The sequence below is a fragment of the Pasteurella testudinis DSM 23072 genome, assembly GCF_900176075.1.
Taxonomy (GTDB): Bacteria; Pseudomonadota; Gammaproteobacteria; order Enterobacterales; family Pasteurellaceae; genus Chelonobacter; species Chelonobacter testudinis.
In genome coordinates this window covers 1-24,793 of sequence record NZ_FWWV01000016.1, presented here as the reverse complement: position 1 = coordinate 24,793, position 24,793 = coordinate 1, and the positions used below count along the sequence as shown (strand labels likewise).

Genomic DNA, 24,793 nt, shown 5'->3' with positions numbered 1-24,793 from the left:
ATAAGACACGGCATCAAACACGAGCTGAACGACTGGGTGAATCGCGGCTTCGACCGCACTTTGCGCCTTGCCGTCACCGGTTTGAGCCAAAGCGGAAAAACCGCGTTCATTACCAGCCTGGTCAATCAATTGTTGACATTGGATCGTTATGATAACAGCCATTTGCCGCTGTTTGCCGCCGCGCGTAACAAACAGATTTTGGCGGTGAAACGGGTCGATCAGGAAAACTGGAGCATTCCGCGTTTCGATTATGAAGCCAATCTGGCGTGTCTGAAACAAGATCCGCCGGTTTGGCCGCAATCGACGCGCGGCGTGGGCGAGATCCGTTTGGCAATCCGCTTCCGCCGCGGCAGCGGACTGATGCGCCATCTCAAACAAGAGGGCACGCTCTATCTGGATATTTTCGATTATCCGGGCGAATGGCTGCTCGACTTGCCGCTGTTGGAAACCGATTTTAAACAGTGGTCGCAAAGCCTGCAAAAATTGCATTTCGGCGTGCGGCAGGAATTGGCGCAGGCGTGGCAGCAACAAGTGGCAACGCTCGATTTAAGCCAAAAAGCCGATGAAGAAGTGCTGGCGCGTCTGTCGAAAAGTTACACCAAATACTTATTTGCCTGCAAAGCGCAGGGGCTGCAATTTATCCAACCGGGGCATTTCGTGCTGCCGGGCGAATATGCTGGCGCACCGGCGCTGCAATTTTTTCCGTTGCTGCATTTGTCCGAAGAACAGTGGCAGGACTTGGCGCAAAAGAGCGGTCGTGACAGCTATTTCAACCTGTTGAACAAGCGTTACCGCTATTATCGCGAAAAGATCGTCAAACGTTTTTATGAAAAATATTTCAGCAAATTTGACCGCCAGATTATTTTGGCAGACTGCCTGACGCCGCTCAATTACAGCCAACAAGCGTTTAACGAAACCAAAGAGAGCCTGCGCCAGCTGTTCAAAAATTTTCACTACGGCAACCGCTCTTTGCTTCACCGCTTGTTTTCACCGCAGATTGACAAGCTGCTGTTTGTGGCGAGCAAGGCTGATCACGTCACGGCGGATCAGCTGCCGAATTTGATCAGTTTAATGCGCCAGTTGGTGCAAGAGGGCGGGCAGCACGTTAATTTTGTCGGCGTAAAAAACGAATATAGCGCGATTGCTTCGATCCAAGCGACCAAGCCGGTGCTGGTGAAAGATAACGGACAGATGATCAAAGCGCTGCAAGGGATCCGCAGCCGCGATCGAAAACCGGTCACAGTGTTTCCGGGCAGTGTGCCGGCACGTTTGCCGAATGCCGATTTTTGGCAGCAAAACGGCTTTGAATTCGATCAATTCGAACCACAGCCGCTGGAGGGCGAACGGATACCGCACTTGCGCATGGATACGGTATTGCAGTTTTTACTCGGCGATAAATTGGATTAACAGCGATGAATAAAAAATATTTTGATACGGTGCAAGATAAACCGCACTTCGACAATGAGCAGCAAGCGCTGCAACAAAAAAAAGAGTTCGAGGGCGTCGAAGTGTCCGTCGATCCCGAAAGTGAAGCCTTGAACCGCCTTGATCAGCGTTTTGATCAGACGGTTGAGCAGATGGTCGAGCCGCAACCGCGTTGGTGGAAAATGATTCTGGCGGCAACCGGCGGTTTGTTTTTAATCGCGGTAGTGGCGCAATCGGTGCAGTGGGTGTTGGACAGCTGGCAACAAAACCAGTGGATTCAACTCGCTTTTGCGATTGCCACGTTTTCCGTCGTCATCTTGGGCATTGTGGCAATAGCGCGGGAGTTTAAACGGCTGTTTAAATTAAAACGGCTGATGCGTTTGCAGCGGCAAAGTCATGATATACAGCAAGGTGCGGAGCTACGGCAACGTGCGGTCACGCATGTTTTGGATCAAGCGGACGGTGAACAAGGGCGGCAGCTCTGTTTGCAGATCGCCGATAATATGAATTTGGATAAAGACGATCCGCGCCTGCAGCTCTGGCAAAAGCAGCTTAACGAGGTGCATAGCGCCAATGAAGTCAGTTATCTGTTCAGTCAAAACGTGTTGAGCGAAATTGATCGCAAAGCTCGTCGTTTGGTCAGCAAAAGTGCGGCGGAAGCGGCGATTGTGGTCGGGGTCAGCCCGTTGGCTGTGGTCGATCTGTTTTTTGTCGCGTGGCGCAATTTGGCATTAATCAACAAAATCGCTGCCCTGTACGGTATCGAACTGGGCTATTTCAGCCGTATCCGCTTGCTACGCATGGTGTTGCTGAATATGGCATTTGCCGGTGCGACCGAATTGGTGCACGACATCGGCATGGATTGGCTGTCGAAAGATCTGATGGCAAAACTTTCTGCCCGTGCGGCGCAAGGCTTGGGCGTAGGGTTATTAACCGCCCGCTTGGGAATTAAAACCATGGAGTTCTGCCGTCCGCTGGCTTTCCTGCCAGAGGAAAAACCGCGCTTGGGGATTATCCATCAAGAACTGCTGACGACCTTAAAATCCACGTTAAGCTCAACGCTATTCAGCAGCGAAAAAGAAAAAGTGTGAATAAAAAGCCAAAAGGGGCAAAGCCCTTGACGGCTTTTTGACAAAGTCATTGATAAGGCAAAATTAATGAGGCAAACAGGGGCAAAGCCCCTGAGTTGTGCTGACTATCTTAATTCACCGTGTACGGCTGCGCCGTGCGCGGCTTGCTATTTAATCCGTTCGAATGCGGCGCTTAAATCCGCAATCAAATCATCGACATCTTCAAAACCGATATGCACCCGAATCAGCGTACCGCTTAAGCGGCGCGTGATATTCGGCCGGATTCGTGCGATCTCTTCCGGTTGGTTATACAAAATCAGTGATTCAAAGCCGCCCCAAGAGTATGCCATCGTAAACAGACTGAAATGATCGAAAAAGGCTTCCAGTTGCGTCTGCGTCAGTTTTTGTGTTAACTCAAAGGAAAACAAGCCGCTGGCGGCGCTGAAATCGCGTTTAAAAAATTCGTGGCCGGGGCAACTTGGCAGTGCGGGGTGAAACACTGACCGCACTTCGTCACGTTGGGCGAGCCATTCGGCGATTTTCAGGCTGCTTTCATGATGTTGTTTCAAGCGCACGCCTAACGTGCGTAAGCCGCGCGCGGTGAGATAAGCGGTGTCTGCATCGACCATTTGTCCCATTAAATACGAGTGTTCGCGCAGTTGATCCCAACAGCGGGCGTTGGCAACCGCCGTGCCGATCATCGCATCGGAATGGCCGACCAGATATTTGGTGCCGGCCTGAATCGAAATATCAATGCCGTGCTCCAGTGCCTTGAACAGCAGCCCGCCGCTCCAAGTGTTGTCGATCATGATCACAATATCAGGATTGACCGCGCGCGCTGCCGTGACGATAGCCGGAATATTCGGTATTTCCATCGTCAACGAACTCGGCGCTTCCAGAAACAAAACTTTAGTATTCGGACGCACCAATTTGGCGATTTCGCCGCCGATAAGCGGATCATAGTAGCCGGTTTCCACCTTGAATTTGGTTAAGACCTGATTGCAAAAGTCTTGGGTCGGTTCATAGGCGGCGCCGCTCATCAACAGATGATCACCGCTTTGCACAAACGATAAAATCGTATTGGTGACCGCCGCCGCACCGCAAGGATAAAGGGCGCAACCGGCGCCGCCCTCCAGATCGCACATGGCTTCTTGCAGAGAAAAGTGGGTCAATGTGCCGCGCCGTCCGTAAAATAGAGCGCCTTTGGCTCGGTTAACCGTCGCGTGTTTTTTGTCTTGCAAGCTGTTGAAAATCAGCGAGGAGGCGCGTTGAATCACCGGATTCACGCTGTTTTGTGTGTAGCGGCTTTGGCGGCCGGCATGAACCAGACGGGTCGAAGGGGTTAATTTCTTGAAATCAGACATAGTGACACCTTTAAAAATCGCGTTGGGGCTTTAAAAATTTGGGGCTTTAAAAAACAGTGCTGGTAAGATAATCGTTATCGTGTTCTGAATCAATTGTTAATCAAAAATCTTAATTGATAGTTTTTGACGATTTCTGAAATAATGTGAGTGAGCTCACGACTTTTAAAATTTTATTGGTTATACTAAACGCACTAAAACGATACCTGTTGAGATTTTAACTCAAAATCGGTAGTCAAGGTTGTTTTAGCAAGTGTATTTATTTTTATTGTTAAGGAGATATATTATGGTTTTAGTAACCCGTCAAGCCCCTGATTTTACTGCTTCTGCTGTATTAGGTAACGGCGAAATCGTTGATAATTTTAACTTCAAACGCCATATTTCCGGCAAACCGGCCGTGGTGTTTTTCTGGCCGTTGGATTTCACTTTCGTTTGTCCGTCAGAGTTGATCGCTTTCGATCACCGTTATAAAGAGTTCCAAGAGCGTGGCGTGGAAGTGGTCGGAGTTTCTATCGATTCCCAGTTCACACACAATGCGTGGCGTAAAACCCCGACTGACAAAGGCGGTATCGGCGAAGTGCAATATGCAATGGTCGCAGACGTGAAACACGATATCTCCAAAGCATACGGCATCGAGCATCCGGAAGCCGGTCTTGCTTTGCGCGCCTCTTTCTTGATCGACAAACACGGCGTAGTGCGTCACCAAGTGGTGAACGATCTGCCGTTGGGTCGTAACATTGACGAAATGCTGCGTATGGTTGATGCATTGCAATTCCATGAAGAACACGGCGAAGTTTGCCCTGCGCAATGGGAAAAAGGTAAAGAAGGTATGAAAGACAACCCGGAAGGCGTTGCCAGCTACCTGAAGAAAAATGCGGATTCGCTGTAATTTACACTAAATAGCGTTTATTGCTTAATGAAAAACCACGCAGTCGAGCGTGGTTTTTTTATGGCGGATTTTATCTTTCCTGTGGTTTTCGATTCTCTGCCGTTTCCGGTTCCAAATCCAGTTTTGCCATCAGCTGACGGTCTCCGTCCTCTTCCGGATTGTCGGTGACCAGCAGTTTATCGCCGTAGAAAATCGAATTTGCCCCCGCCATAAAACACATCGCCTGCATACTTTCCGGCATGCCCTGTCGACCTGCCGACAGCCGCACATAACTCTGCGGCATGGTAATCCGTGCTACGGCAATGGTGCGCACGAATTCCGTCCAGTCCAAATCTTCCGCGTCCATTAACGGCGTGCCTTCCACTTTCACCAACTGGTTAATCGGCACCGATTCCGGTTGCGGATCCAGATTGGCGAGGCTGGCAATTAAACCGGCGCGCTCTTTGCGGGTTTCGTTCATACCGACAATGCCGCCGCAGCAGACTTTCAAACCGGCCGACCGCACTTTGCCTAACGTATTGATCCGATCGTCAAAACGGCGGGTGCCGATCACTTCATGATAATGTTCGGGGGCGGTGTCGAGGTTGTGGTTGTAGTAATCCAAGCCGGCATCTTTCAACTGTTCCGCCATACCGTCTTGCAACAGCCCGAAAGTGCCGCAGGTTTCCATGCCCAACGCCTTGACCGCCTTGATGATTTCGCTGATTTTCGCCACGTCTTTCGGTTTCGGACCACGCCAAGCCGCGCCCATGCAAAAACGACCGGCACCGCGCGCTTTGGCGATTTTGGCTTTTTCCACAATTTCGTCAATTTCTAATAGCTGTTGATTTTGCACGCCGGTCTGGTAACGCGCCGATTGCGGGCAATAGCTGCAATCTTCCGGACAACCGCCGGTTTTGATAGAAAGCAGGGTGGAAAGCTGAATCGCTTGCGGGTTGAAATGTTGGCGATGCACTTGCGCGGCACGATAAACCAGTTCTAAAAACGGCGTTTCGAACAGCGCTTCAACTTTACATACCGACCAATATTCGAGGCTTGGATGCGGTGTCAAGCGGCTTAATTCGACCTGTTGAATTGTCATATTGTTCCTTTTTCGTTTTAACGGATCATTATTTTTGCGGGCTATGTTAGCGGAAAAAAATAGACTATTTAAGCCCGTTTACGAATTTCTACACATCAGCAGGGGATAAATCGCCCGTTTTCGATGGTTAAAGTGCGGTCGACAAACTGCGCAACTTCTTGTGGTTGGTGGGTAACCATCAGCAACGTCAGGTTTTTTTCGCGGCAGATTTGCGCTAACAATTGTAACATTTCTTGACGAAGTGCGGTATCCAGTGCGGAAAACGGCTCGTCGAGCAGTAAAATCGGTTTATCGCGCAACATACAGCGTGCCAAGGCGATCCGTTGTTTTTGCCCGCCGGAAAGCTGATCCGGCAAGCGCGACAAAAAGGCGCCCAGCCCTACTTTTTCGGCGATATTCAGCACGGTTTGCCGCTGTTCGGCACTGATTTTCAGATTCGGTTGTAAGCCTAAAATAATATTTTGTTCCACGCTTAAGTGGTTAAACAGATTGTTTTCCTGAAACAGAATCGATACCGGACGTAAGTGCGGCGGGCTGAAAGTATGATCTTGCCCGTTCAGGCGGATTTGTCCGCTGTCGGGTTGTTCAAAGCCGGCAATCAGGTTCAACAATGTGCTTTTACCGGCACCGCTGGCGCCGATAATCGCCATTTTTTCGCCTTTGCCGACGGTTAAATCAAATTGCATCGGCAACGCTTTATAGTTAAAGGTCAGTTGAATCAGTTCGATCATCATTCTTCTCAATCACAAGGAAAATCAGGCTGCATAACAGCAGTAAAATCAAGGCGGTCACCGCTGCTTCCCGACTGCGGTAGTGTCCCAGTTGCTGATACAGCAGACGGGGCAGCGAGCTGAAATCTTGATTGCCAAACAGCGCAATCGCGGTGAAATCCCCCAGCGACAAGGCGACGGCGTAGGCATAAGCACTGCGCAGCGGATTTTGCAACGCTTGCCATTCGATTAACCGCCAGCGTGTCCAACCGCGAATGCCGAGAGATTGGCATAGGTTTTCGTAATAACGCATATTGTCGTTGAACGGCGTGGCAAGAATGCGCAGCACAAACGGCATGGCAATCAGCGCATTGCACAGCGCCACAATCAGAAACAGATGCCAAAGCGAGAAATCCAGTTGCTGCAACAGTAAAAACAGTCCGATTGCCAACACTAAGGTCGGCACGGCCAGAATCATCATGCCGATATTCATCATCGTGTTGGCGGTTTTAATCCGGTAATGCCAGCGGAAACGGCGCGCAGCGAGCAGCAATGCGATACTCATCAGCACCGCCAACAAGGCGGCAAACGGCGCCAGCGTCAGCGAATAGCCCAGCGCCTGCCACAGTTGCGCACTTTGCCAAACTCGCCAAAAGGCAGGGGAGGTCACGCCGCTGAAAACGATATTCAGCAGCGGCAGCGCAATAAACAGCGCCACTAGAATCAGGGTGATACTGTGCAGTAGGGTAAAAGTGCGGTTGAGCGGCTGCCGCCAGTGCTGCTGCTTGCCGAGTACGGTCGGGGTGTGGCGGCTGAAATAGCTGCTGGTTTGAAACAACAGAAAGCACAACATAAATTGCACCAGCGCCAACATCGCGGCTTTACCCAAATCAAAATCGAAGGTCACCGCCTGATAAATCGCGACTTCCAGCGTGGTATATTTCGGGCCGCCGCCTAAGGTTAATACAATGGCGAAACTGGTGAAACAGAGCATAAAAATCAGCGCAAACAGCGGCAAAAGTTGCTGGCGCAGATACGGCCACTCGATTAGGCGCAAAAAATCGCCGTTGCGGATATTCAGCTGCGCTGCCAGCTGGCGCTGTTGATAGGGAATGCTGTTTAGCGCTTGCAGAAAGATCTTGCTTGCCAGCGGCAGGTTAAAAAACAGATGGGCGAGCAAAATGCCGTTTAAACCGTACAACTGCGGCTGCCAGTCGATTTGCAGCCAAACGAGAGTTTGTGTCAGCCAGCCGGATAAGCCGTAGACGCCGATTAAGCCGAATACTGCCACCAAAACAGGCAGCACAAAGGTGAGGGAAAACAGTTTCAGCAGCCATTTTTTTGCCCAAAAAGTGCGGTAGAACAGGGCGTGGGCGGTGAGCAAGCCGGCGCTGACCGACAACAGCGTTGACAGTGTGGCTTGCCACAGGCTGAAACGTAAAATATGCCAGAAATAGCTGTCGGAGAATAACGCAGACCAGTGTGATTGCCGACTTTGCTGCCACAATTGCCACAGGCTGTTGCCGTAAAGCGCCAACAGAAAAGCGATCAGCCCCAGGCCGATCACACTCTCTTTCCGCCGGTAAACCGCGTATTTGTTCAACCGCACTTTTGCTGTCTGACGGCGGTTAGCGGCTTAACGCCTGTTGCCAAACTTGAATCTGCGCTTTGCTTTCTTCGCGGTTCGGGAACGGAATGGCTAAGGTTTTTGCCGCTTGGAAGCGGTCAAAGTGCGGTTCGACATCGGTTTTAATCACCGGCAGCATAATGTTGTGCAGGGCAATGGTTTGTTGCGCTTCCGGCGTGAGTAAAAACGCTAAAAATTGATCCGCCAGTTCAGGCTGTGCGCTTTTTTTCAGTTTCGCCGCCAATTCGATCTGCACGATATGCCCTTCGCTGAATTCAGCGGCGGCATAATGGCTTTTTTGTTCATGGATCTGGTGATACAGCGGCGAGGTGTTGTAACTTAATACCATATCGGCTTCGTCTTTCAAGAATGCGCCGTAAGTTTCCGACCAGCCTTTGCCGACTGTCACTGTGTGTTTGGCTAAGTTTTGCCATGCGTCGGCGACTTGATCTTGCGGATAGACCGCATTAATCCAAGCCAACAAGCCGCGGCCGACGGTGCTGGTACGCGGATCTTGGTAAATCACTTTCAGATCTTGACGTGCGACCAGTTCGGTCAAACTTTGCGGCGGATTGGTTAATTTTTCCTGATCGTAAATAAACGCATATTGCCCGTAGTCGTAAGGCATAAAAGTGCGGTCTGTCCACTCGATTGGCAACGCCAAGCGGCTCAAATCCACGTTATTTTCGGCAAACAGTCCGGATTGGCGCGCGCCGGCAAGCTGGTTGTTGTCCAAACCGACCAGCACATCGGCTTTGCCGCCCTTTTCCAAATACAATCGGTTGAGCATGGTAACGCCGTCTTCAAACGGCACGAATTTTAATTCGCATTGGCACTGTGCTTCAAAGGCGTGTTTTAATTTCGGACCGGGTCCCCAATCGGAGGTGAAAGAGTCGTAGCTATAGACGGTCAGGCTCGGTTTGGTGGCGCCAAAAGCGAAAGCGGCACTGAACAACAGGGCTGAGGAAAGGAGGATTCGGTTGAATTTTTTAGCATTTAAAGCAAACATGGTGAAAATCCTTTTTTATAAAACAAACGATAAGAAAAGGATTGAAGTGCGGTTGCTGTCGGCGGAGAGTGGCGGCAGAACACGATCTCAAATCCCTTCGCTGCTACTAATCAGATCAGGTTCAACGGGTATTTCTCAGCGTTATCTTGTTAAGCAAGCTAATGCACCCCGATGAGAGCGGATTCATCTTATCCAAAAGAAAGCGGAAAGAAAAGCCATAATCTTGTTAATCAATCGTTTTCGGCCAATTTGTCGTGTCGGCTTTTGGATATTGCATCTCCATTTCACGCAGGGTTTGCAGCAAAATATTCATAATAATCACGTTACGGCCGGATTTGGAGTCTGCCGGAATCACATACCACGGGGCGTGTTCGGTGGACGTGGCATTAATCACTTTTTCATACTGGTGTTGGAAATCACCCCACAGTTTGCGATCGTCCAGATCGCCGAGATTGAATTTCCACTGTTTGTGCGGATTATCCAAGCGCTCCTGTAACCGCTCTTTTTGTTCATCTTTGGAAATATGCAGGAAAAATTTTACAATCACCGTGCCGGTTTCTGCCAACAAACGTTCGAAATCATTGATGTGGCGCAAACGGCGTTGCTCTTCCTCATCGCTGATCCAGCCTTTGACTTTGGTGACCAGCACATCTTCATAATGGCTGCGGTTAAAAATCACGATTTCACCACGACGCGGCACGACATTATGCACCCGCCAAAGGTAGTCGCGATCCAGCTCGTTTTCGGTCGGCGCTTTAAAATAAGCGGTGCGCACCGCAAGCGGATCAACGCTTTGGAATACGGCACGAATGGTACCGTCTTTGCCGGAGGTGTCCATGCCTTGCAGCACAATCAGCACTTTACGTTGATGTTCGGCATACAATAAATCTTGCAGCTGATCCAGCTCCGGCGAAAGTGCGGTCAGAATCGCATTGCGCTCCTCTTTGCTTTCGGCGATATCTTTTTTACCGTTAGTAGAAAATTCTTTGATATTTAAAGGATTTTTAGTATTGATACGGTAACGGTTACTGTCGAAAGTCATAAATAAATCCTTAATTCAGGGCGGTAGATTGTTTGATTTCCGGCAGCGTGAAATGGTGTGCCAATAAATCGGGGTGTTTTAATACATCGCTCAGGGAATATTGCGCGAGGTGTTGATAAAAGGCATCAAGGGCTTGTTCAAACAACGAAGGCAGCCGGCAAACCGGTGCGATACAGCAGACTACGCCGTGATCGCGGCATCTGACCAAGGAATCGTCGCCTTCGGCGTTGCGAATCACCTCGGACAGATTAATTTCATTTACCGGACGTGCCAACTGGATTCCGCCGCCTTTGCCGCGCCGTGACAAGATTGTCTGCTGTTTTGCCAAGTGATGAATCACTTTCATCAGGTGATTTTCAGAAATCTGATACGCGGTTGCAATTTCTTGAATGGTACACAGCCGATCAGTATGCAGCGCCAGATAAATCAAAACCCGCAGATTGTAATCGGTGAATTTACTTAGTTTCATAAGCCTGTTTCGGTAATAAATAAGATAATCTTAAATGAAATATTAGCATAGTTTGGGTAAGCTTGAGGTTGATTATTGTCAAGTGCGGTATGAAAAATAAAAAATGCCATGATGAGCAGCCTTGCGAAGGGAGGAGATTTCTTTCCGGAAAAAGCCGTAAGCGGCATAGCTAAGCCTGTTTTTTTCAGACGCGCTGGGTTAGGATAGACACAATCCAAGTCTCTTTTATCAATCCGTTTTCAGGAGTTTGTCATGATTGCAACCGTTAATGCCGACCAGATCATTTTTGCTATGTCCGCCGACAATCCGCCCGCGTTGACGGTGGAAGACGGTGCCGTAGTTCGTTTTGAAACCTGCGATTGCTTCACCAATCAAATTACTTCTTCAGGTCAAGTGCCGGACGGCGTTGACTGGAATCGTATTAATCCGGCAACCGGGCCGGTATTTGTGCGTGGTGCCGAATCGGGCGATACCTTAGCGGTATATATCCGTAAAATCGAATTGGCACGACAGGCGGTGTTGGCGACGCTGCCGGGATTGGGCGTGGCGGGTGCACGCCTGCAATGCGGTCGGGTCGATATTGTGCCGGTGTATGACAATCATGCCCTGTTGTTTGATCATGTCCGTATACCGCTTAATCCGATGATCGGCGTGATCGGTACCGCGCCTTTAGGCGAGGCGATTAGCTGTGGCATACCTGACGTGCACGGCGGCAATATGGATAGTAAAATTATTGCTGAAAAGACATGCTTGTATTTGCCGGTGAATGTGCCCGGGGCGCTGTTGGCCTTGGGCGATTTGCATGCGGCGATGGGTGATGGCGAAGTGGGCGTGTCGGGACTGGAAATCCGCGGTACGGTCGAAGTGCGGGTGCGGGTGATCAAAGGCCGTCCATACCCGTTGCCGCTGGTACTGACCGAAAATATGCTTTATACCTTGGCATCGCACGCCGATTTGAATCTCGCCGCTGAACAAGCCACATTAATGATGCACGACTATTTATTGGCGCACAGCAGTCTTGATGCCAATCAGGCGATCGCCTTGCAAAGTATTGCCGGACAACTGGAAATCGGGCAAGTGGTTGATCCGAATAAAACCTGTCGCTTCGGTTTGCCGCACGACACCTTACGCCAATTAAACGCCATGCCGTTGTTGCCGGATTAGTGTCATTATAAGACGGAAAAGGAGTAAAAAAGGGCGGAATGATATCCGCCCGTTGTGAGATTGTTACTTAGATTGCCGGATTTTAAAACCCACCCATAAATATCATCATCAAGGCTTGGGCAATCTCTTGTTCAGGAATCACTTGACCGTTGAATTTCAGTTCGCCGTTTTCCAAGATTAATTTAGATTGATAGGTTGCGCCGTTATCGTTGGTGGTCAACGCATTTTGAGCGACAGCCTCCTGCAAGGCGGCATCCAGTTCCGCTTTGGCGGCGGTTTCAGGATTTTCAACGCCGTCCAGTCTAGAGATACTTGTGCCGAAGACTTCTGCAGATTGGCGGTTGAGATTGGCATTCATTTCCAGTTTGTCAAACAGCGACAAAAACTTGCCTTGCATTAAGGCGGCTTGCTGATCGGCGTTGGAGAAAGCGAGATCAAAGGTCAGTTGGTTTTCACCGGCACTGTTTTTCAATTTAAGCGGTTGAATCGAGAAAGTCGGTTGATATTTTAATAGACCTAAACCGGCAGCGGTCAATTGCTTTTCTTGCTCGTCCGGATTTGGATTGGTAAATGCCGCAATCCCTTGATTTAAATATTCAGGCGATAAGTGTCCTAAATTAAAGTTCAAATCGACTTGTCCTAAATTTTCACCTTGTACGACTAAGGATTCAATGCTGTTATTTAAGCGGTAATCGGCAAAGCCGGAAGAGATGACGGTTTCGTAATCCAGTTTGAGGTTCTTTAACTGGACATTATCCGGCGTATATCCTTCGACAGCCTCATCGGTAACACTGATCAAACCGATATCAAAGACCTGTTTTCCTATCGGGACATATTTCCAGTCTGTCGGTTTGAGATCGGAATCCAGCGTGACGTTATCAAATGTGATTGTGCGGTTTACCGTGATTGCTTGGTATTGATCGTTAAACTCATTGGCGGGTAAGGTTGAAACCCACTTGTCCAGTTGCAATTTAATCAAGCCGACGCCGTCTTGGTTGGTATCGCTTTTAATCTGAATCGGTGTGCTGTTGATGCTGATTTCCGCATTGCGGTAATCAAAGGCGGCAATGGTCGAATTTTGTTGGATTTGACCGCCGTAGCTAATGGTGAAATCGCCGCTATAAGGTGCAATGCCCTTACTGGCTTTGAACAATTCGCCAATCGACGGATCTTCCGCCAGTTCGGAATGCGCACTGGTCAAAACCGGAATCAACTTCAGCTTACTCAAACGCGAGAGCGGAAGCGGGCCGTGTTCGGCAGTGGTTTTGAATGGAAAAACAAGCTGAGAATTATCCGATAAATCGGTAACAATCAATTGATCTTCAATTTCGGTAGAAAAAAGACTGCGCTCCAATTTGGTATTTTTAACTTCAAAACGGTAAACACCATGGAAAGCGACATTGTAATTAGCTGCTACATTTTGATTGGCGTTGCTGATATATTCCGGATATTTGTCCTGTAGAACCTTGCCGGAATACCAAGAACCACCAATCCAAGCTGCGACAAGGGCAGCAACGACACCGATGGCTAGGGACGATTTTTTCATCATATTTCTCCTGTGAAGATGAAGTGAGCGGTTAAATATACTTGCCAATTGAAGCAGTATATCGGCAATAAATCAGAAATACCATAGCTAAATACTCAGACTCTTATGTGCCAGCTACAAAACGGAAAACATAATTTTTTTCATAAAACCGCACTTTACCCCTTGAAGTTGCTTTTTTAAGTCTTATTTATTGGCACAAGAATGAAGCGATGGCTTTGAACGGCGGTTATAAAATTGCACAATTTTTTTAAAAATAGAGTTGAAATCCGATTTTTAGTCCGCATCTTAAAGACATCACAGCAATTCGCTTGGTTTAAGACAGAATTTCAGATTTAACAGGAGAAACAAAATGGGAAAAATTATTGGTATTGACTTGGGTACAACAAACTCATGTGTGGCAGTGATGGACGGTGACAAACCGCGTGTTATCGAGAATGCGGAAGGGGATCGCACCACACCGTCAATTATCGCTTATACACAAGACGGTGAAACCTTAGTCGGTCAACCGGCGAAACGCCAAGCGGTAACCAACCCGAAAAATACACTGTTTGCAATCAAACGTTTAATCGGTCGTCGTTTCACCGATGAAGAAGTGCAGCGCGACGTGAATATCATGCCGTTTGACATTGTCAAAGCCGACAACGGTGATGCGTGGGTATCGGTAAAAGACGAAAAAATGGCACCGCCGCAAATTTCAGCGGAAGTGTTGAAAAAAATGAAGAAAACCGCCGAAGACTTCTTGGGCGAGAAAGTGACTGAAGCGGTTATCACCGTGCCGGCATACTTCAACGACGCACAACGTCAGGCAACCAAAGATGCGGGTCGTATCGCCGGTTTGGAAGTGAAACGTATCATCAATGAACCGACGGCGGCGGCGTTGGCATACGGTTTGGATAAAGACAAAGGCAACCACACCATTGCGGTTTACGACTTGGGCGGCGGTACATTCGACTTGTCTATCATCGAAATCGACGATGTGGACGGCGAAAAAACCTTTGAAGTGTTGGCGACCAACGGTGACACCCACTTGGGCGGGGAAGACTTTGATAACCGTGTGATCAACTACTTGGTAGACGAGTTCAAAAAAGAGCAAGGTATCGACTTGCGCAACGATCCGTTGGCAATGCAACGTTTGAAAGAAGCCGGTGAGAAAGCGAAAATCGAGTTGTCTTCGGCACAACAAACCGACGTCAACTTGCCGTATATCACCGCGGACGCAACCGGACCGAAACATTTAAACATCAAATTGACCCGTGCCAAACTTGAGTCTTTGGTAGAAGAGTTGGTACAACGTTCATTGGAACCGGTGCGTACCGCACTGAAAGACGCCGATTTGAGCGTATCCGAAATCGATGATGTGATTTTGGTAGGCGGTCAAACCCGTATGCCGTTGGTACAGCAAAAAGTGGCTGAATTCTTCGGCAAAGAACCACGCAAAGACGTGAACCCTGACGAAGCGGTGGCGATTGGTGCGGCGGTGCAAGGCGGCGTGTTGGCAGGTGACGTGAAAGACGTGTTGTTACTTGACGTAACCCCGTTGTCATTAGGTATCGAAACCATGGGCAGCGTGATGACCAAACTGATTGAGAAAAACACCACGATCCCGACCAAACACAGTCAAGTGTTCTCCACGGCGGAAGATAACCAAAGTGCGGTAACCATTCATGTGTTGCAAGGGGAGCGTAAACGCGCCGCTGACAACAAATCATTGGGACAGTTTAACCTCGAAGGTATCCAAGCTGCACCGCGCGGTATGCCGCAAATCGAAGTTACATTCGATATTGATGCCGACGGAATCTTACACGTTTCCGCCAAAGATAAAGGCACAGGTAAAGAGCAAAAAATCACGATCAAAGCCTCTTCCGGTTTGAGTGATGACGAAATCCAACAAATGGTGCGTGATGCCGAAGCGAATGCGGAAGCGGATCGTAAATTTGAAGAGTTGGTGCAAGCCCGCAACCAAGCGGATCACCTCGTTCACTCAACCCGTAAACAACTGGAAGAAGCCGGTGAAGCCTTAAGCGGTGAAGATCGCTCCGCGATTGAAAGTGCGGTCAGCGAGTTGGAAACCGCAGCTAAAGGCGAAAATAAAGATGTGATCGAAGCCAAAACCCAAGCCTTGATTCAGGCTTCTGAAAAATTAATCGCAGCGGCGCAGCAACAAGCCCAAGCCGGTCAGCAACAGGCGCAAGCCCAAGCGGAGCAAGGCAAAGGCGGCGATGATGTGGTCGATGCCGAATTTGAAGAAGTGAAAGACAAGTAGTTGTTTTCAAATGTTAATTGTAGGGGCGTATTGAATACGCCCTTTTAGCTTATTAAGTGTAATTGTTATTCGGGGCATGAAAAGCATGAAAAAACTGATTTTGTTTTCTTTATCAAGTGTGTTACTTATCTCTTGTTCTAACTCAACAAAACAGGTAACTGCTAATGATTTGGTCGGTGAATGGTCTTGTAAAACCGAGTATAAGGATGTTAGGGTAGGTACAGTAGATCTATTGACATTAAATGTTGATGGTTCGATGAGAAATGAAAATTATATCTTCGATCACCATATCCGTAGCATTCTGCTTGATCAACCAATTGAGGATTATTTTAGTTCCCCTTTCAAATATCTACAAACTAATATAGGTAAATGGAGTTTGGATAATAATCAATTAACATATAATTTAAAACCTGTCAGCGTTAAACGAATTATATTTCCTAGTATTTGGAAAGGAATTCAGGAGTTAGACTTAATTAAGGAAAAAGAAGCTGAACTATTCAACATTTACTCATCAAGTGAAGATAAAGATAAGCCTCTAAAATTAGAATTTAAACGTTTTATTAAAAATGGATTTATTGTCACTCAAAAATTATCAAACAGATCCTATGATAGTATTTGTACTTCTAAGCAAGCTGCAAAGTATGAATTTAATGAGCGTTTAGAAGTTTATAAACAGATACATAACATTAAGTAATACCATTATTAATAAATAAAAGCGGAAAGACTATGTCAAAGCGTGATTATTATGAAGTGTTAGGCGTTGCGCGCAATGCCGAAGAAAAAGAGATCAAAAAAGCGTATAAACGCTTGGCGATGAAATATCACCCTGACCGCAATCCGGACAACAAAGATGCCGAGGCGCAGTTTAAAGAAGTCAAAGAAGCCTATGAAGTGTTGACCGATTCGCAAAAACGCGCCGCCTATGATCAATACGGACACGCCGCATTCGAGCAAGGCGGTTTCGGCGGCAACGCCGGCGGTGGCTTTGGCGGTGCGGATTTTGGTGATATTTTCGGTGATATTTTCAGTGATATGTTCGGTGGTGGCGGACGCGGACGGCAGCGTGTGGTGCGTGGCGACGATTTACGCTACGATCTGGAAATCACGCTGGAAGAAGCGGTCAAAGGCACAAGTAAAGATATTAAAATCAATACCTTGGCGGAATGTGATTCCTGTCATGGCAGCGGTGCGCAGAAAGATTCCAAAGTGGAAACCTGTCCGACTTGTCACGGTGCAGGACGTGTGCGCCGCCAGCAAGGTTTCTTTGTCACTGAACAGACCTGTCCGACCTGTCACGGCACCGGTAAGAAAATTGAAAAACCGTGTACTAAATGCCACGGCGACGGACGGGTACATAAAGCCAAAAATCTGTCGGTCAAAGTACCGGCCGGAGTGGATACCGGCAACCAACTGCGCCTGAGCGGCGAAGGGGCGGCAGGCGAAAACGGTGCGCCGGCAGGCGATTTGTATGTGGTGATTCATGTCAAAGAGCACCATATCTTTGAACGTGACGGCAACAACCTGTATTGCGAAGTGCCGATCAGCTTCACCATGGCGGCATTAGGCGGAGAAATCGAAGTGCCGACCTTAGACGGACGCGTGAAACTGAAAATTCCGGCGGAAACCCAAACCGGGAAACTGTTCAGAATGCGCGGCAAGGGCGTGACCTCGACCCGCAGCCACTACGCCGGCGATTTAATCTGTAAAGTGATCATCGAAACGCCGGTCAAACTCAATGACGAGCAAAAAGATCTGTTGAAAAAACTGGAAGAAAGCCTCGAAGGCAGCGGAAAAAACCGCCCGAAATCCTCCAGCTTTTTGGACGGCGTGAAGAAGTTTTTTGATGATTTGACTAAGTAAGTTGATTTAGTTTTTGGAATAAAAGTGCGGTTAAATGGAAATTTAACTGCATTTTTTTATGTGTAAGGTCGTTTTTTTGTGCTCTAAACCACTGGGATAGTTGTGCTATCTTGAGAAAGCCCGAAGAGGATAATTACCTACTCAGGAAAAAAATCATAAATAAGTTTCTTTCTCGGCGTATTCTGTAAATAATTTAATCTTTCTTTATCCAAATGTGTTTTCTCTAGATCATTCTTGATAATTTCACTATGTTGTCCAGATAAAAAAACAGCATACCAATAATTTTCCAGATTATAGTAATCAGAATTATGATGTCTAAAATTGAGAATTACGTTGTTATAACAATTTTCATCAAATAATCCAACTCTATCTTTCAGCATACAGATTCTTAACAGAGTACGGTAATCACGCGTTTCATTATAGATAAATTGGATCACTTGTAGTGCATTGGAGTATTCCTTTAAATCTACATAAATATAAGCTTTAAGCCATGATTTTTCTAAATCTCCTTGAGTTACCTCTATTTTATTTAGTAATGTTCTCAATTTATTATTATCATCTGTTATGAGAGCGTCTAAATATTCTTGATTAAGTGATTTGAAAGAATTTTTTTCTACTGTTTGATATAACGAAAAACAGATAATTAAAACACAAGGAATAAGAATTAATTTTTTCATACCATCACCTTAGAAAATCAAATTCCGTATGAAAATAAAGTGTGAATAGACAAAAGGAAAATGTTAGAAAATAGAAAAGAATAATAGAGAAATAACCTAGCGTGTTGTTCGTGCGTTTTTTGAAATCTTTAAAATAAGTAATATATCCATTATTATACCAGCCTAGCAATTTAATATTAATCAAGTGTGAAATTAAGATTGTAACAATAAAATGCACAGTTAAAGAGTGGGGATTGTTTATCGTTATGCCTAAATAAACAATAATATAAGAAAAAACGCTTACGACTATTGCCCAAGTCAGGGTTAAGAAATATTTAAATACAAAACGAATATTGAAGCCAGTCTCCATATCATCTAACACTTCTCGCCGACTTCGATAACGTGTGGCTGCATTATGTTTACTCATTGGCATGAATTTTAGTATGCTTTCTAAGAGATACATTAACGGACGTTCTATCAGTATAAAACCTATTTTACAATGCAGTCGCCAAGCAAAATAAAACAGGTAATTCCAAAAATATTTAATTTTATTCATGATTTTTAACTTGCTTTTTAATCGGTATAAATGTTATTTAAAATGAAGATGAAATAGTATCATAATATAGGTGCATAGGGAAAAAATATCAAAGCTTATATCGAACCAAAATAGAAAACCAATTATATACTCTATAATAGACTTGTTTTTATGAAAGTTTAATTGAAAATTATACGCTCTTTTAATATTTCGCTTGGCTATACATCCTAAGACGAATAGTCCAAAAAGCATATCATTAAATCTTGATAAGTAACGAAATATTTCTATATTTAAAACATCTTTTTGATTAAATATTATCATATTTATCAAGAGCCAAAATGGTATAACTAATAAAAAACTATCAATCGAATTCTATTATAAAGAAATATAATTAATAACACTAAGGATATAGAGACTAAGAATGAAAATATATTTAATATCATTGTTTTTAATCCTTTTTTATTCGAACTATGGGGTTTAATACCCCCAACGCTTTCAACTTTCCAAATAATACGCTTTTTTATCCAGTGATTCAGATGGGTTAATTTTCCTTTTAATCCAAGCTACTAATTTTTCACCACAAGCCGTGGTATCTCCGCCGTTATCAAGTATGATCTTTGAGTTTCAAAATATAGCGGGAGATAATTTCTTCTGTCCGGTGTATTTGCAGTAGATATCCCCTCAGTTTCATTGAATTTATAAGTCAGAGATGCGGAATAAACAGCATAACTTAATGCAGTAATTAATATAGTAGCAAAAATCACGACAATAAATTTTTTCATCAATTCCTCACGAGTTTAGAGACGTGATAGTAATGTATTTATTTTTCTAATATGCCATCAACCAAAAATTTGTATGATAGTACCGATAATCCAATAAAAAAGAATGTTAAATATATTTTCCTTATATTCTCTCTATACCTAAGTTTATTGAATGCAATTCTTATAACAATGTTAATGGAAAGTAAGCCAAAAGAAGTTAGAAAAATTAAAATGAGAAAAATAATTAAATAGAAATTCACTCTGTAGCTTGGTTCATTTAAATAAGTTATCAAAACTAATAGCGTTGCAAAGATTAAAAATAACATCTTGTTTCTATAATGAAATTTGAATAATGCCGCCATAATTAGCATAAAACATAGAAATAATATCACTTAATGCTCCTATTTTCTTTAAAAAGTAAATAGAGAAAAAGAATCTTGCTTAGTTCTAGTGTGATGAGAAAGCAAAATGAATAGATGCTTGCTAGATTAAACAATGATTTGAAAACATAAATAGAATATGGAATAGTGGGTAACAAACAAAAAATTCGGAGTGGAAGTTGGAAAAGGGCAAGATAAAACCCGTTCCATTTATTAATGCAATAATAGTATGCAGATAAAAATAATGATAAAAGCAGTATGATACTAGGAATAGTGAAAACAGCCGCTAAAACGCCTACTTTTTCCAATAGTGTAGGCAAAGATAAAAGATCATCATAAAAAGGGATTTTACTATCTTTGAAGGAATTCAAAAAATAAATGAATAAATAGAAAATATCAAAAATTGAAAACATGGTGAGAATATATCTTTTCATACTTATTTCTCTATCGGGTTAATCATAGTTTTTTAGGTATTTTTGATAAAATCGATAAAGCCCTATAAAATTAGCACCTTGGAAAATCATGATACTACAACACAAACAAGCCCACGCACAAAACAATAATGCTATACTTTTCACATTCCAAGAAAGAATGATAAAGACCAAAAATAGACTAATAAAAATCAACATGCTGATGAGGATTATTTTTATTCTACTTTTAAATTTATTATAAAATTCATGAGTGATAAAATCCTCTTCAATAGAAAGCAAGTTTATCTTACTTGTAACTCTTGTATAAAAAACATTAAACAAGATTGAGAATAGTCCGATTACACTTAATGTGCCTACAGTCCAAAATAAAAAATAATTACGAACTGCCGTATTTAAAAAATCATCAATTTGTTTTAGAAAATGAAGTGAAATTACAACAATAATATAATGTTTGCCGTTGTTAAATTTTCTTAAGCCAACATAACTACGATAGAATTTATTCTTAGCAGAATCCCAGTAAGTCGCATAGCCATTTTCTACTATTATTATGATATGATTTTTCATATGTGTAACCATTTAAAATCAAAATAGCATAAAAAAACGATATTAATCAATAGATAACTCCTTTAATAAACATCATAAACAGAAAAAACAAGGTGAAGATATAAAATATAGCAATAAAAACCCGTGTTCCGATTTCTTTGTTTTTCTGGTTTATTCTCGGTACTTTCATCATTAGAGGAGTTGCAAACATCAAGAATGTGTGTAAAAACAATAAAGCAAGCAACATCGTAATTGGATATATATTCGCTATCCAATTTTGAAAATACTCACTGTTCCGGCGTATGATCTCGATCGAAACAAACAGTACGAGCCCCAAGATAAGCAGTACAACTCGTTTGCAGTAAAAGTAACTGATTATCGATGCCGTAGCCCAACCACAAAGAAAGTAAACTATCTCACTCATATTTATTGATTTCCCTAGATTATTTTTCTCTTTCCTCAGCTCGTCGCTGTAGCTCTAGCCTATTTTTTTCTACTTTTTCCATAATTGTTCTCAGCCGTTCATTATTTTCTTGAACTTCAATATCTTGAAAAATATATTGTTTTTCAGATTGATAGATACGAAAAGCAAATAAGCTTAAGAGAAATATTACAATAAACCATACTCGATAGCGCCCTTTGAGCTTAAGTTCTTTGACCATTTGTTCAAGATAATAAGGCACAAAAAGAGACCAAAATGATTTTTTATCTAGTGATTTATTTCTGAGTTCGAGTTGTTTAAAATAATCTTTCTCTTCATCATATTCCTTGGGCTGCTTTAAAGAAATTATATATTCAGTAGATTCGACAGATTGTAATCGGTATTTCTTCAAACAGTTGCCACAATAGTACTGATGGTGTTTGATGAATTGTTGATTCAACACGCTCAGGCAATAAGGACAACGAATTTTATCTTGCATAATGATATTTATTAAAGATTTCCAAATGATATTAAATAAAATAGTGCCGACATTTTCTATATCGGCATTGAATAGTTAATTAGATAATGGAGTCTTGCTTGTTGTTATCAGCTAATTCTTTTTCGATAATAGTACGTAATATATCTAACGAGGTGCCTTTTAATGGACTATTGGATTCAGAAAACAACTGATTGATAGCGGTTACACGTTCAGTGATATAGGAATAGGTCGATTCATCATAATTTGATGTTAAATTCCAATTTAAGAAGGTTACTAAATAAGAATAGCCGAGTTGCTCCCAACTTTCATAAGATGCTGCAATAAATTGCGCTGCATTCCATAATGCGTTGCGTACGTTTTCTTCAGGAATATAACCTAAAGTAAAACTTGAACGAGCAACCCAAATAAAACGGATAATATCAAAACCGGCTACGTTAGTCTTTGTCTTGAAATTAACCGTTTTATAACCGAAATCCTGTACAGTTTTACTATAAAGCACGCCTTTTTCAGAATCCAATAGATTATATTCTGACGATATGCCATAATGCGTCCATTTGCTCAAGTGCTGATGTTTTACCTGTGATTCCCCAAGCATTTTCAAGAGGCACTTTTAAGCGATATTCTGCTTCTTTTTTGGTTAAATGGTGCATTCCTTCAATACTGTTAATAAATTGAGATCCTCCTCGCAGATCACCTTCTTTATCTAAACGGTAAGAGGGAATATAATTTGGATTTTTAGCAAGTTCCCTTAAACTTTCTTTATCACCGATTAGTATTTCACTTGCTTCATAAAATGCGGAAGCCAAGAGAGCATATTCTTCTAATTCATTTTCAATTTTTACTTGTGGATTTTTATTGTTCAACATGCCAAAAAAGCATTTTGAGCGACTATTTTCTTTGGCGCTCAATATCCAAATGACACCCCAAAAGGTTTTCCAAGCCGTATACAGACAAAGAGCACCAAATATACTGTAAAAAATCCAATGCGGTATATCAAAACCGAGTTTTTGTGAATAGAAGTCAAAATCAATCAGCCCGTAAAAATACATAGCAAGTATGATAGCGACAGCCACGAGTGGTTTGAAAGGGGCGAATTGTTTCCGATAAAGTTTGCTTTTTAAGCTCATAATATTTTCCTTAAGGTCAAAATGGAAATGAGATAAGTAAAAAAAATCCCGCATAAATCGGGATTCTTCGTATATTGCTATGAATTCGGTTTTTTATTGTAGCTTGCACCAAACGTAATAAATCCGATAATGCCGGCGAAAGCACCGAGATACATTGTGGTATTACCATCACCGAGAAAGAAAAATAAGATAGCCGTAGTAATAATTAAACTTCCTAATGCGGCTAATAACCCTCTGACGATATTGAATTTTTTATTCACAGCAGCTTGGCAGTGAGGGCAGGTTACCTCCTTACGATTGATATTATTGAAATTATTAATTAATCCCATTGATTTTTGGTAATTAGGGCAATTTAGATTTAACATAGTTTCCTCTTTTTTAAGTTAAGTTATAGAATTAGGCTTACCAACAAAATTGTTGATCTGCATTATTTGCTTTTCGTTTTGCTTGAAATTCGGCAAGGTTTTTCGGATTAGCAAAATAAGCATCTTGATCTTTGAGTATATCGTCCAGCTCCTTTTCCGCTTTTTTTAGGGCGGCTTGACGATCAGTATGAGGTGAAGGCAGTTCCTTCGAAAATATTATTTGATAAGGATGTTCCCTTACCCAATTAATTGATTTTTGTTGAATTTCACGCTGTTTGTTTATATCGCAAAAAGCATAGGAATTGATAAACGAACCTATCAGGTTAATAAACGCTCCCATTGTTGTTCGGGTTTCAAAAAACATTTTATCTTTGATGTCAATCACGTCCACCAAAGTAATGTATCGGTTTTTTCCGTTGTAAAACCAGAATACGGTTTCATCACGCAGACCAAAGTCATAGGCTCTGGCAGCCAACACCATGAGTGTCATTGGTGTAACATTGTCAGGAGCAGCCTCAACTAGTTGTACCGCTTTTTTAAAATCATCTAATTTATTGCTGAGTAGCAGATGGTTGATTAACTCGTAAGTATTTACCACCTCAGCTTTTCCGTTTTGTGCGGAGTAATAGGGGGTAATATAAACATCAATAGATTTTATGAGTTCTTTATTTTTGGCATAAAGATTGTTACCCAATAGTGAAAAGATAAGAAATAGCCACATTTTTTTCATAAGATGAATACCCTAATAATTAAAATAACCTAGATTAATTTACACACATAGCGCATCTAACAAATTGATTTCTTTTCAGATGATTTAAATTTTTTATGTGTGCGGATAAGACATAAAAAATAAACACATACAAATCAATCTAAGATTGTTTTTGTCAATACATATAAATCATTTGGAGTGTTTAGAATTCGGGCAATGCCGAGATGTAACATGATTAGTGGAAAATATTGTAATTAAATTCAGCATGTTGCCGTGGCATGCTGTGTGAGGTTGATTACGTTAATTTACACTATGGATTGCCTGATCAATAGAATAGCGTATTACACCAATGACCGATTAAGCTAAATCTACCGCGATACTTTTAAGCTTAATGTTATAGATTATGGTTTATAATAAACGAGATAACAGGAGAGATAATGCAGCAAGCACGGAAGGTGTGATTATACAAGATCCGTTCTTCAATTGATTTAAGTTATCAAAGCACAATGATAATCTTTGCAAAACAGACTCTATCCGTATGTGGATAGAGAGAAAAGACATGACAAATTATCTAAAGTGCGGTTTGTGATCTGCACCCCAAAAGTTGGACTCCAAAACCAACGAACTAAGGTGCAGATTTTTATGACTAAATATACCCAAGCATTTAAACAACACGTCGTTGAATATTACCTTCAACAGCCCCAATCTATCAGTAACACATCACGCGTTTTTCAAACACCGGAAAGCTGTATCCGCCGATGGGTTTTACAATACAGGCATTCCGGCTTAAATGGTCTGGCCGTGTTGCATATTACGCAAAAATATACATTGCAAGACAAGCTCAACGCCA

24 protein-coding genes and 1 riboswitch are annotated in these 24,793 nt (G+C 43.4%); of the genes, 8 read left to right on the top strand and 16 right to left on the bottom strand.

Annotated features, from left to right (window positions below; genetic code table 11):
- Together B8880_RS07700 and B8880_RS07695 are read left to right on the top strand one after the other, a co-directional pair.
- Window positions 1–1,407 (top strand): YcjX family GTP-binding protein, encoded by a 1,407-nt coding sequence (locus tag B8880_RS07700; protein WP_418889029.1) that lies wholly within the window; start codon window positions 1–3, stop codon window positions 1,405–1,407.
- Window positions 1,408–1,412: 5 nt separating this feature from the next.
- Complete coding sequence (locus B8880_RS07695) at window positions 1,413–2,516, top strand: YcjF family protein (protein ID WP_084257040.1); 1,104 nt, start codon at window positions 1,413–1,415, stop codon at window positions 2,514–2,516.
- Between the two features lie 146 nt (window positions 2,517–2,662).
- On the opposite strand, the gene metC is transcribed toward B8880_RS07695, so the two are convergent.
- Window positions 2,663–3,859, bottom strand: a complete 1,197-nt coding sequence (gene metC / locus B8880_RS07690) for a cystathionine beta-lyase (RefSeq protein WP_084257039.1) — start codon at window positions 3,857–3,859, stop codon at window positions 2,663–2,665.
- Between the two features lie 283 nt (window positions 3,860–4,142).
- Between metC and B8880_RS07685 the strand changes: the two genes are divergently transcribed.
- A complete protein-coding gene (locus B8880_RS07685) occupies window positions 4,143–4,745 on the top strand; it encodes a peroxiredoxin C (RefSeq protein ID WP_084257038.1) in 603 nt (200 codons plus the stop codon).
- A gap of 70 nt (window positions 4,746–4,815) precedes the next feature.
- Here the strand turns inward: B8880_RS07685 and bioB are convergent, their stop codons facing one another.
- The 6 genes from bioB to B8880_RS07655 all read right to left on the bottom strand — a co-directional run bounded on the left by bioB (window position 4,816) and on the right by B8880_RS07655 (window position 10,683).
- The gene (gene bioB / locus B8880_RS07680) at window positions 4,816–5,826 is read right to left on the bottom strand and encodes a biotin synthase BioB (protein WP_084257037.1); all 1,011 of its coding nucleotides are present in this window, start codon (window positions 5,824–5,826) and stop codon (window positions 4,816–4,818) included.
- A 95-nt stretch (window positions 5,827–5,921) separates the two neighbouring features.
- A complete protein-coding gene (thiQ, locus tag B8880_RS07675; RefSeq protein ID WP_084257036.1) occupies window positions 5,922–6,557 on the bottom strand; it encodes a thiamine ABC transporter ATP-binding protein in 636 nt (211 codons plus the stop codon).
- Window positions 6,529–8,145 carry a thiamine/thiamine pyrophosphate ABC transporter permease ThiP gene (gene thiP, locus B8880_RS07670; protein WP_084257035.1) on the bottom strand — a complete coding sequence of 539 codons (1,617 nt, stop codon included), beginning with the start codon at window positions 8,143–8,145 and terminating at the stop codon, window positions 6,529–6,531. The genes thiQ and thiP overlap by 29 nt, the downstream gene beginning before the upstream one ends.
- Before the next feature lie 19 nt (window positions 8,146–8,164).
- A complete protein-coding gene (gene thiB, locus B8880_RS07665) occupies window positions 8,165–9,172 on the bottom strand; it encodes a thiamine ABC transporter substrate binding subunit (protein ID WP_084257034.1) in 1,008 nt (335 codons plus the stop codon).
- Window positions 9,173–9,246: 74 nt separating this feature from the next.
- Window positions 9,247–9,353: riboswitch (TPP riboswitch) on the bottom strand.
- Between the two features lie 45 nt (window positions 9,354–9,398).
- Window positions 9,399–10,214 carry a PPK2 family polyphosphate kinase gene (locus tag B8880_RS07660; protein ID WP_084257033.1) on the bottom strand — a complete coding sequence of 272 codons (816 nt, stop codon included), beginning with the start codon at window positions 10,212–10,214 and terminating at the stop codon, window positions 9,399–9,401.
- A gap of 10 nt (window positions 10,215–10,224) precedes the next feature.
- Entirely contained in the window at window positions 10,225–10,683 is a 459-nt protein-coding gene (locus B8880_RS07655) for an RrF2 family transcriptional regulator (RefSeq protein ID WP_084257032.1), read from the bottom strand.
- A 252-nt stretch (window positions 10,684–10,935) separates the two neighbouring features.
- Here B8880_RS07655 and B8880_RS07650 point away from each other — a divergent pair, with 252 nt between their 5' ends.
- The gene (locus B8880_RS07650) at window positions 10,936–11,847 is read left to right on the top strand and encodes an acetamidase/formamidase family protein (RefSeq protein ID WP_084257031.1); all 912 of its coding nucleotides are present in this window, start codon (window positions 10,936–10,938) and stop codon (window positions 11,845–11,847) included.
- 82 nt (window positions 11,848–11,929) lie between these two features.
- Here the strand turns inward: B8880_RS07650 and B8880_RS07645 are convergent, their stop codons facing one another.
- Window positions 11,930–13,396, bottom strand: coding sequence for a YdgA family protein (locus B8880_RS07645; RefSeq protein ID WP_084257030.1), 1,467 nt, complete (start codon window positions 13,394–13,396; stop codon window positions 11,930–11,932).
- 346 nt (window positions 13,397–13,742) lie between these two features.
- Here B8880_RS07645 and dnaK point away from each other — a divergent pair, with 346 nt between their 5' ends.
- The 3 genes from dnaK (at window position 13,743) to dnaJ (ending at window position 17,516) form a co-directional block, all read left to right on the top strand.
- Complete coding sequence (gene dnaK / locus B8880_RS07640) at window positions 13,743–15,656, top strand: molecular chaperone DnaK (protein WP_084257029.1); 1,914 nt, start codon at window positions 13,743–13,745, stop codon at window positions 15,654–15,656.
- 85 nt (window positions 15,657–15,741) lie between these two features.
- Window positions 15,742–16,350 (top strand): hypothetical protein, encoded by a 609-nt coding sequence (locus tag B8880_RS07635; protein WP_084257028.1) that lies wholly within the window; start codon window positions 15,742–15,744, stop codon window positions 16,348–16,350.
- Between the two features lie 32 nt (window positions 16,351–16,382).
- On the top strand, window positions 16,383–17,516 hold the full coding sequence (dnaJ, locus tag B8880_RS07630; RefSeq protein ID WP_084257027.1) for a molecular chaperone DnaJ: 1,134 nt from the start codon (window positions 16,383–16,385) through the stop codon (window positions 17,514–17,516).
- A 137-nt stretch (window positions 17,517–17,653) separates the two neighbouring features.
- Here dnaJ and B8880_RS07625 read toward each other — a convergent pair whose 3' ends face one another.
- The 8 genes from B8880_RS07625 to B8880_RS07570 all read right to left on the bottom strand — a co-directional run bounded on the left by B8880_RS07625 (window position 17,654) and on the right by B8880_RS07570 (window position 23,964).
- Window positions 17,654–18,193: a hypothetical protein gene (locus tag B8880_RS07625; RefSeq protein WP_084257026.1), complete on the bottom strand. Its 540-nt coding sequence runs from the start codon at window positions 18,191–18,193 to the stop codon at window positions 17,654–17,656.
- A 1,080-nt stretch (window positions 18,194–19,273) separates the two neighbouring features.
- Window positions 19,274–19,489, bottom strand: a complete 216-nt coding sequence (locus B8880_RS07615) for a hypothetical protein (protein ID WP_084257024.1) — start codon at window positions 19,487–19,489, stop codon at window positions 19,274–19,276.
- Window positions 19,490–20,300: 811 nt separating this feature from the next.
- Window positions 20,301–20,843 carry a hypothetical protein gene (locus tag B8880_RS07600; RefSeq protein ID WP_084257021.1) on the bottom strand — a complete coding sequence of 181 codons (543 nt, stop codon included), beginning with the start codon at window positions 20,841–20,843 and terminating at the stop codon, window positions 20,301–20,303.
- Window positions 20,844–21,265: 422 nt separating this feature from the next.
- On the bottom strand, window positions 21,266–21,742 hold the full coding sequence (locus tag B8880_RS07590; RefSeq protein WP_084257019.1) for a hypothetical protein: 477 nt from the start codon (window positions 21,740–21,742) through the stop codon (window positions 21,266–21,268).
- A 79-nt stretch (window positions 21,743–21,821) separates the two neighbouring features.
- On the bottom strand, window positions 21,822–22,259 hold the full coding sequence (locus B8880_RS07585; protein ID WP_159460737.1) for a DUF1266 domain-containing protein: 438 nt from the start codon (window positions 22,257–22,259) through the stop codon (window positions 21,822–21,824).
- Window positions 22,260–22,263: 4 nt separating this feature from the next.
- Entirely contained in the window at window positions 22,264–22,869 is a 606-nt protein-coding gene (locus B8880_RS07580; protein ID WP_084257017.1) for a hypothetical protein, read from the bottom strand.
- 77 nt (window positions 22,870–22,946) lie between these two features.
- Entirely contained in the window at window positions 22,947–23,234 is a 288-nt protein-coding gene (locus tag B8880_RS07575; protein ID WP_084257016.1) for a hypothetical protein, read from the bottom strand.
- A gap of 37 nt (window positions 23,235–23,271) precedes the next feature.
- Window positions 23,272–23,964 (bottom strand): hypothetical protein, encoded by a 693-nt coding sequence (locus B8880_RS07570; protein WP_208610899.1) that lies wholly within the window; start codon window positions 23,962–23,964, stop codon window positions 23,272–23,274.
- A 621-nt stretch (window positions 23,965–24,585) separates the two neighbouring features.
- Here B8880_RS07570 and B8880_RS07565 point away from each other — a divergent pair.
- Window positions 24,586–24,793 (top strand): helix-turn-helix domain-containing protein (locus B8880_RS07565; protein ID WP_084257015.1); only part of this gene is annotated, 208 nt, incomplete at its 3' end.

Bases quoted from the DNA above. Each gene is read 5' to 3' on its own strand.
- B8880_RS07635 (WP_084257028.1), top strand. From the start codon at position 15,742: ATGAAAAAACTGATTTTGTTTTCTTTATCAAGTGTGTTACTTATCTCT.
- thiB (WP_084257034.1), bottom strand. From the start codon at position 9,172: ATGTTTGCTTTAAATGCTAAAAAATTCAACCGAATCCTCCTTTCCTCA.
- dnaJ (WP_084257027.1), top strand. From the start codon at position 16,383: ATGTCAAAGCGTGATTATTATGAAGTGTTAGGCGTTGCGCGCAATGCC.
- B8880_RS07575 (WP_084257016.1), bottom strand. From the start codon at position 23,234: ATGTTAAATCTAAATTGCCCTAATTACCAAAAATCAATGGGATTAATT.
- B8880_RS07655 (WP_084257032.1), bottom strand. From the start codon at position 10,683: ATGAAACTAAGTAAATTCACCGATTACAATCTGCGGGTTTTGATTTAT.
- metC (WP_084257039.1), bottom strand. From the start codon at position 3,859: ATGTCTGATTTCAAGAAATTAACCCCTTCGACCCGTCTGGTTCATGCC.
- B8880_RS07570 (WP_208610899.1), bottom strand. From the start codon at position 23,964: ATGAAAAAAATGTGGCTATTTCTTATCTTTTCACTATTGGGTAACAAT.
- B8880_RS07660 (WP_084257033.1), bottom strand. From the start codon at position 10,214: ATGACTTTCGACAGTAACCGTTACCGTATCAATACTAAAAATCCTTTA.
- B8880_RS07580 (WP_084257017.1), bottom strand. From the start codon at position 22,869: ATGAGCTTAAAAAGCAAACTTTATCGGAAACAATTCGCCCCTTTCAAA.
- B8880_RS07685 (WP_084257038.1), top strand. From the start codon at position 4,143: ATGGTTTTAGTAACCCGTCAAGCCCCTGATTTTACTGCTTCTGCTGTA.
- B8880_RS07615 (WP_084257024.1), bottom strand. From the start codon at position 19,489: ATGAAAAAATTTATTGTCGTGATTTTTGCTACTATATTAATTACTGCA.
- thiQ (WP_084257036.1), bottom strand. From the start codon at position 6,557: ATGATCGAACTGATTCAACTGACCTTTAACTATAAAGCGTTGCCGATG.
- B8880_RS07600 (WP_084257021.1), bottom strand. From the start codon at position 20,843: ATGAAAAATCATATCATAATAATAGTAGAAAATGGCTATGCGACTTAC.
- B8880_RS07650 (WP_084257031.1), top strand. From the start codon at position 10,936: ATGATTGCAACCGTTAATGCCGACCAGATCATTTTTGCTATGTCCGCC.
- B8880_RS07695 (WP_084257040.1), top strand. From the start codon at position 1,413: ATGAATAAAAAATATTTTGATACGGTGCAAGATAAACCGCACTTCGAC.
- bioB (WP_084257037.1), bottom strand. From the start codon at position 5,826: ATGACAATTCAACAGGTCGAATTAAGCCGCTTGACACCGCATCCAAGC.
- B8880_RS07645 (WP_084257030.1), bottom strand. From the start codon at position 13,396: ATGATGAAAAAATCGTCCCTAGCCATCGGTGTCGTTGCTGCCCTTGTC.
- B8880_RS07590 (WP_084257019.1), bottom strand. From the start codon at position 21,742: ATGCAAGATAAAATTCGTTGTCCTTATTGCCTGAGCGTGTTGAATCAA.
- dnaK (WP_084257029.1), top strand. From the start codon at position 13,743: ATGGGAAAAATTATTGGTATTGACTTGGGTACAACAAACTCATGTGTG.
- B8880_RS07625 (WP_084257026.1), bottom strand. From the start codon at position 18,193: ATGAAAAAATTAATTCTTATTCCTTGTGTTTTAATTATCTGTTTTTCG.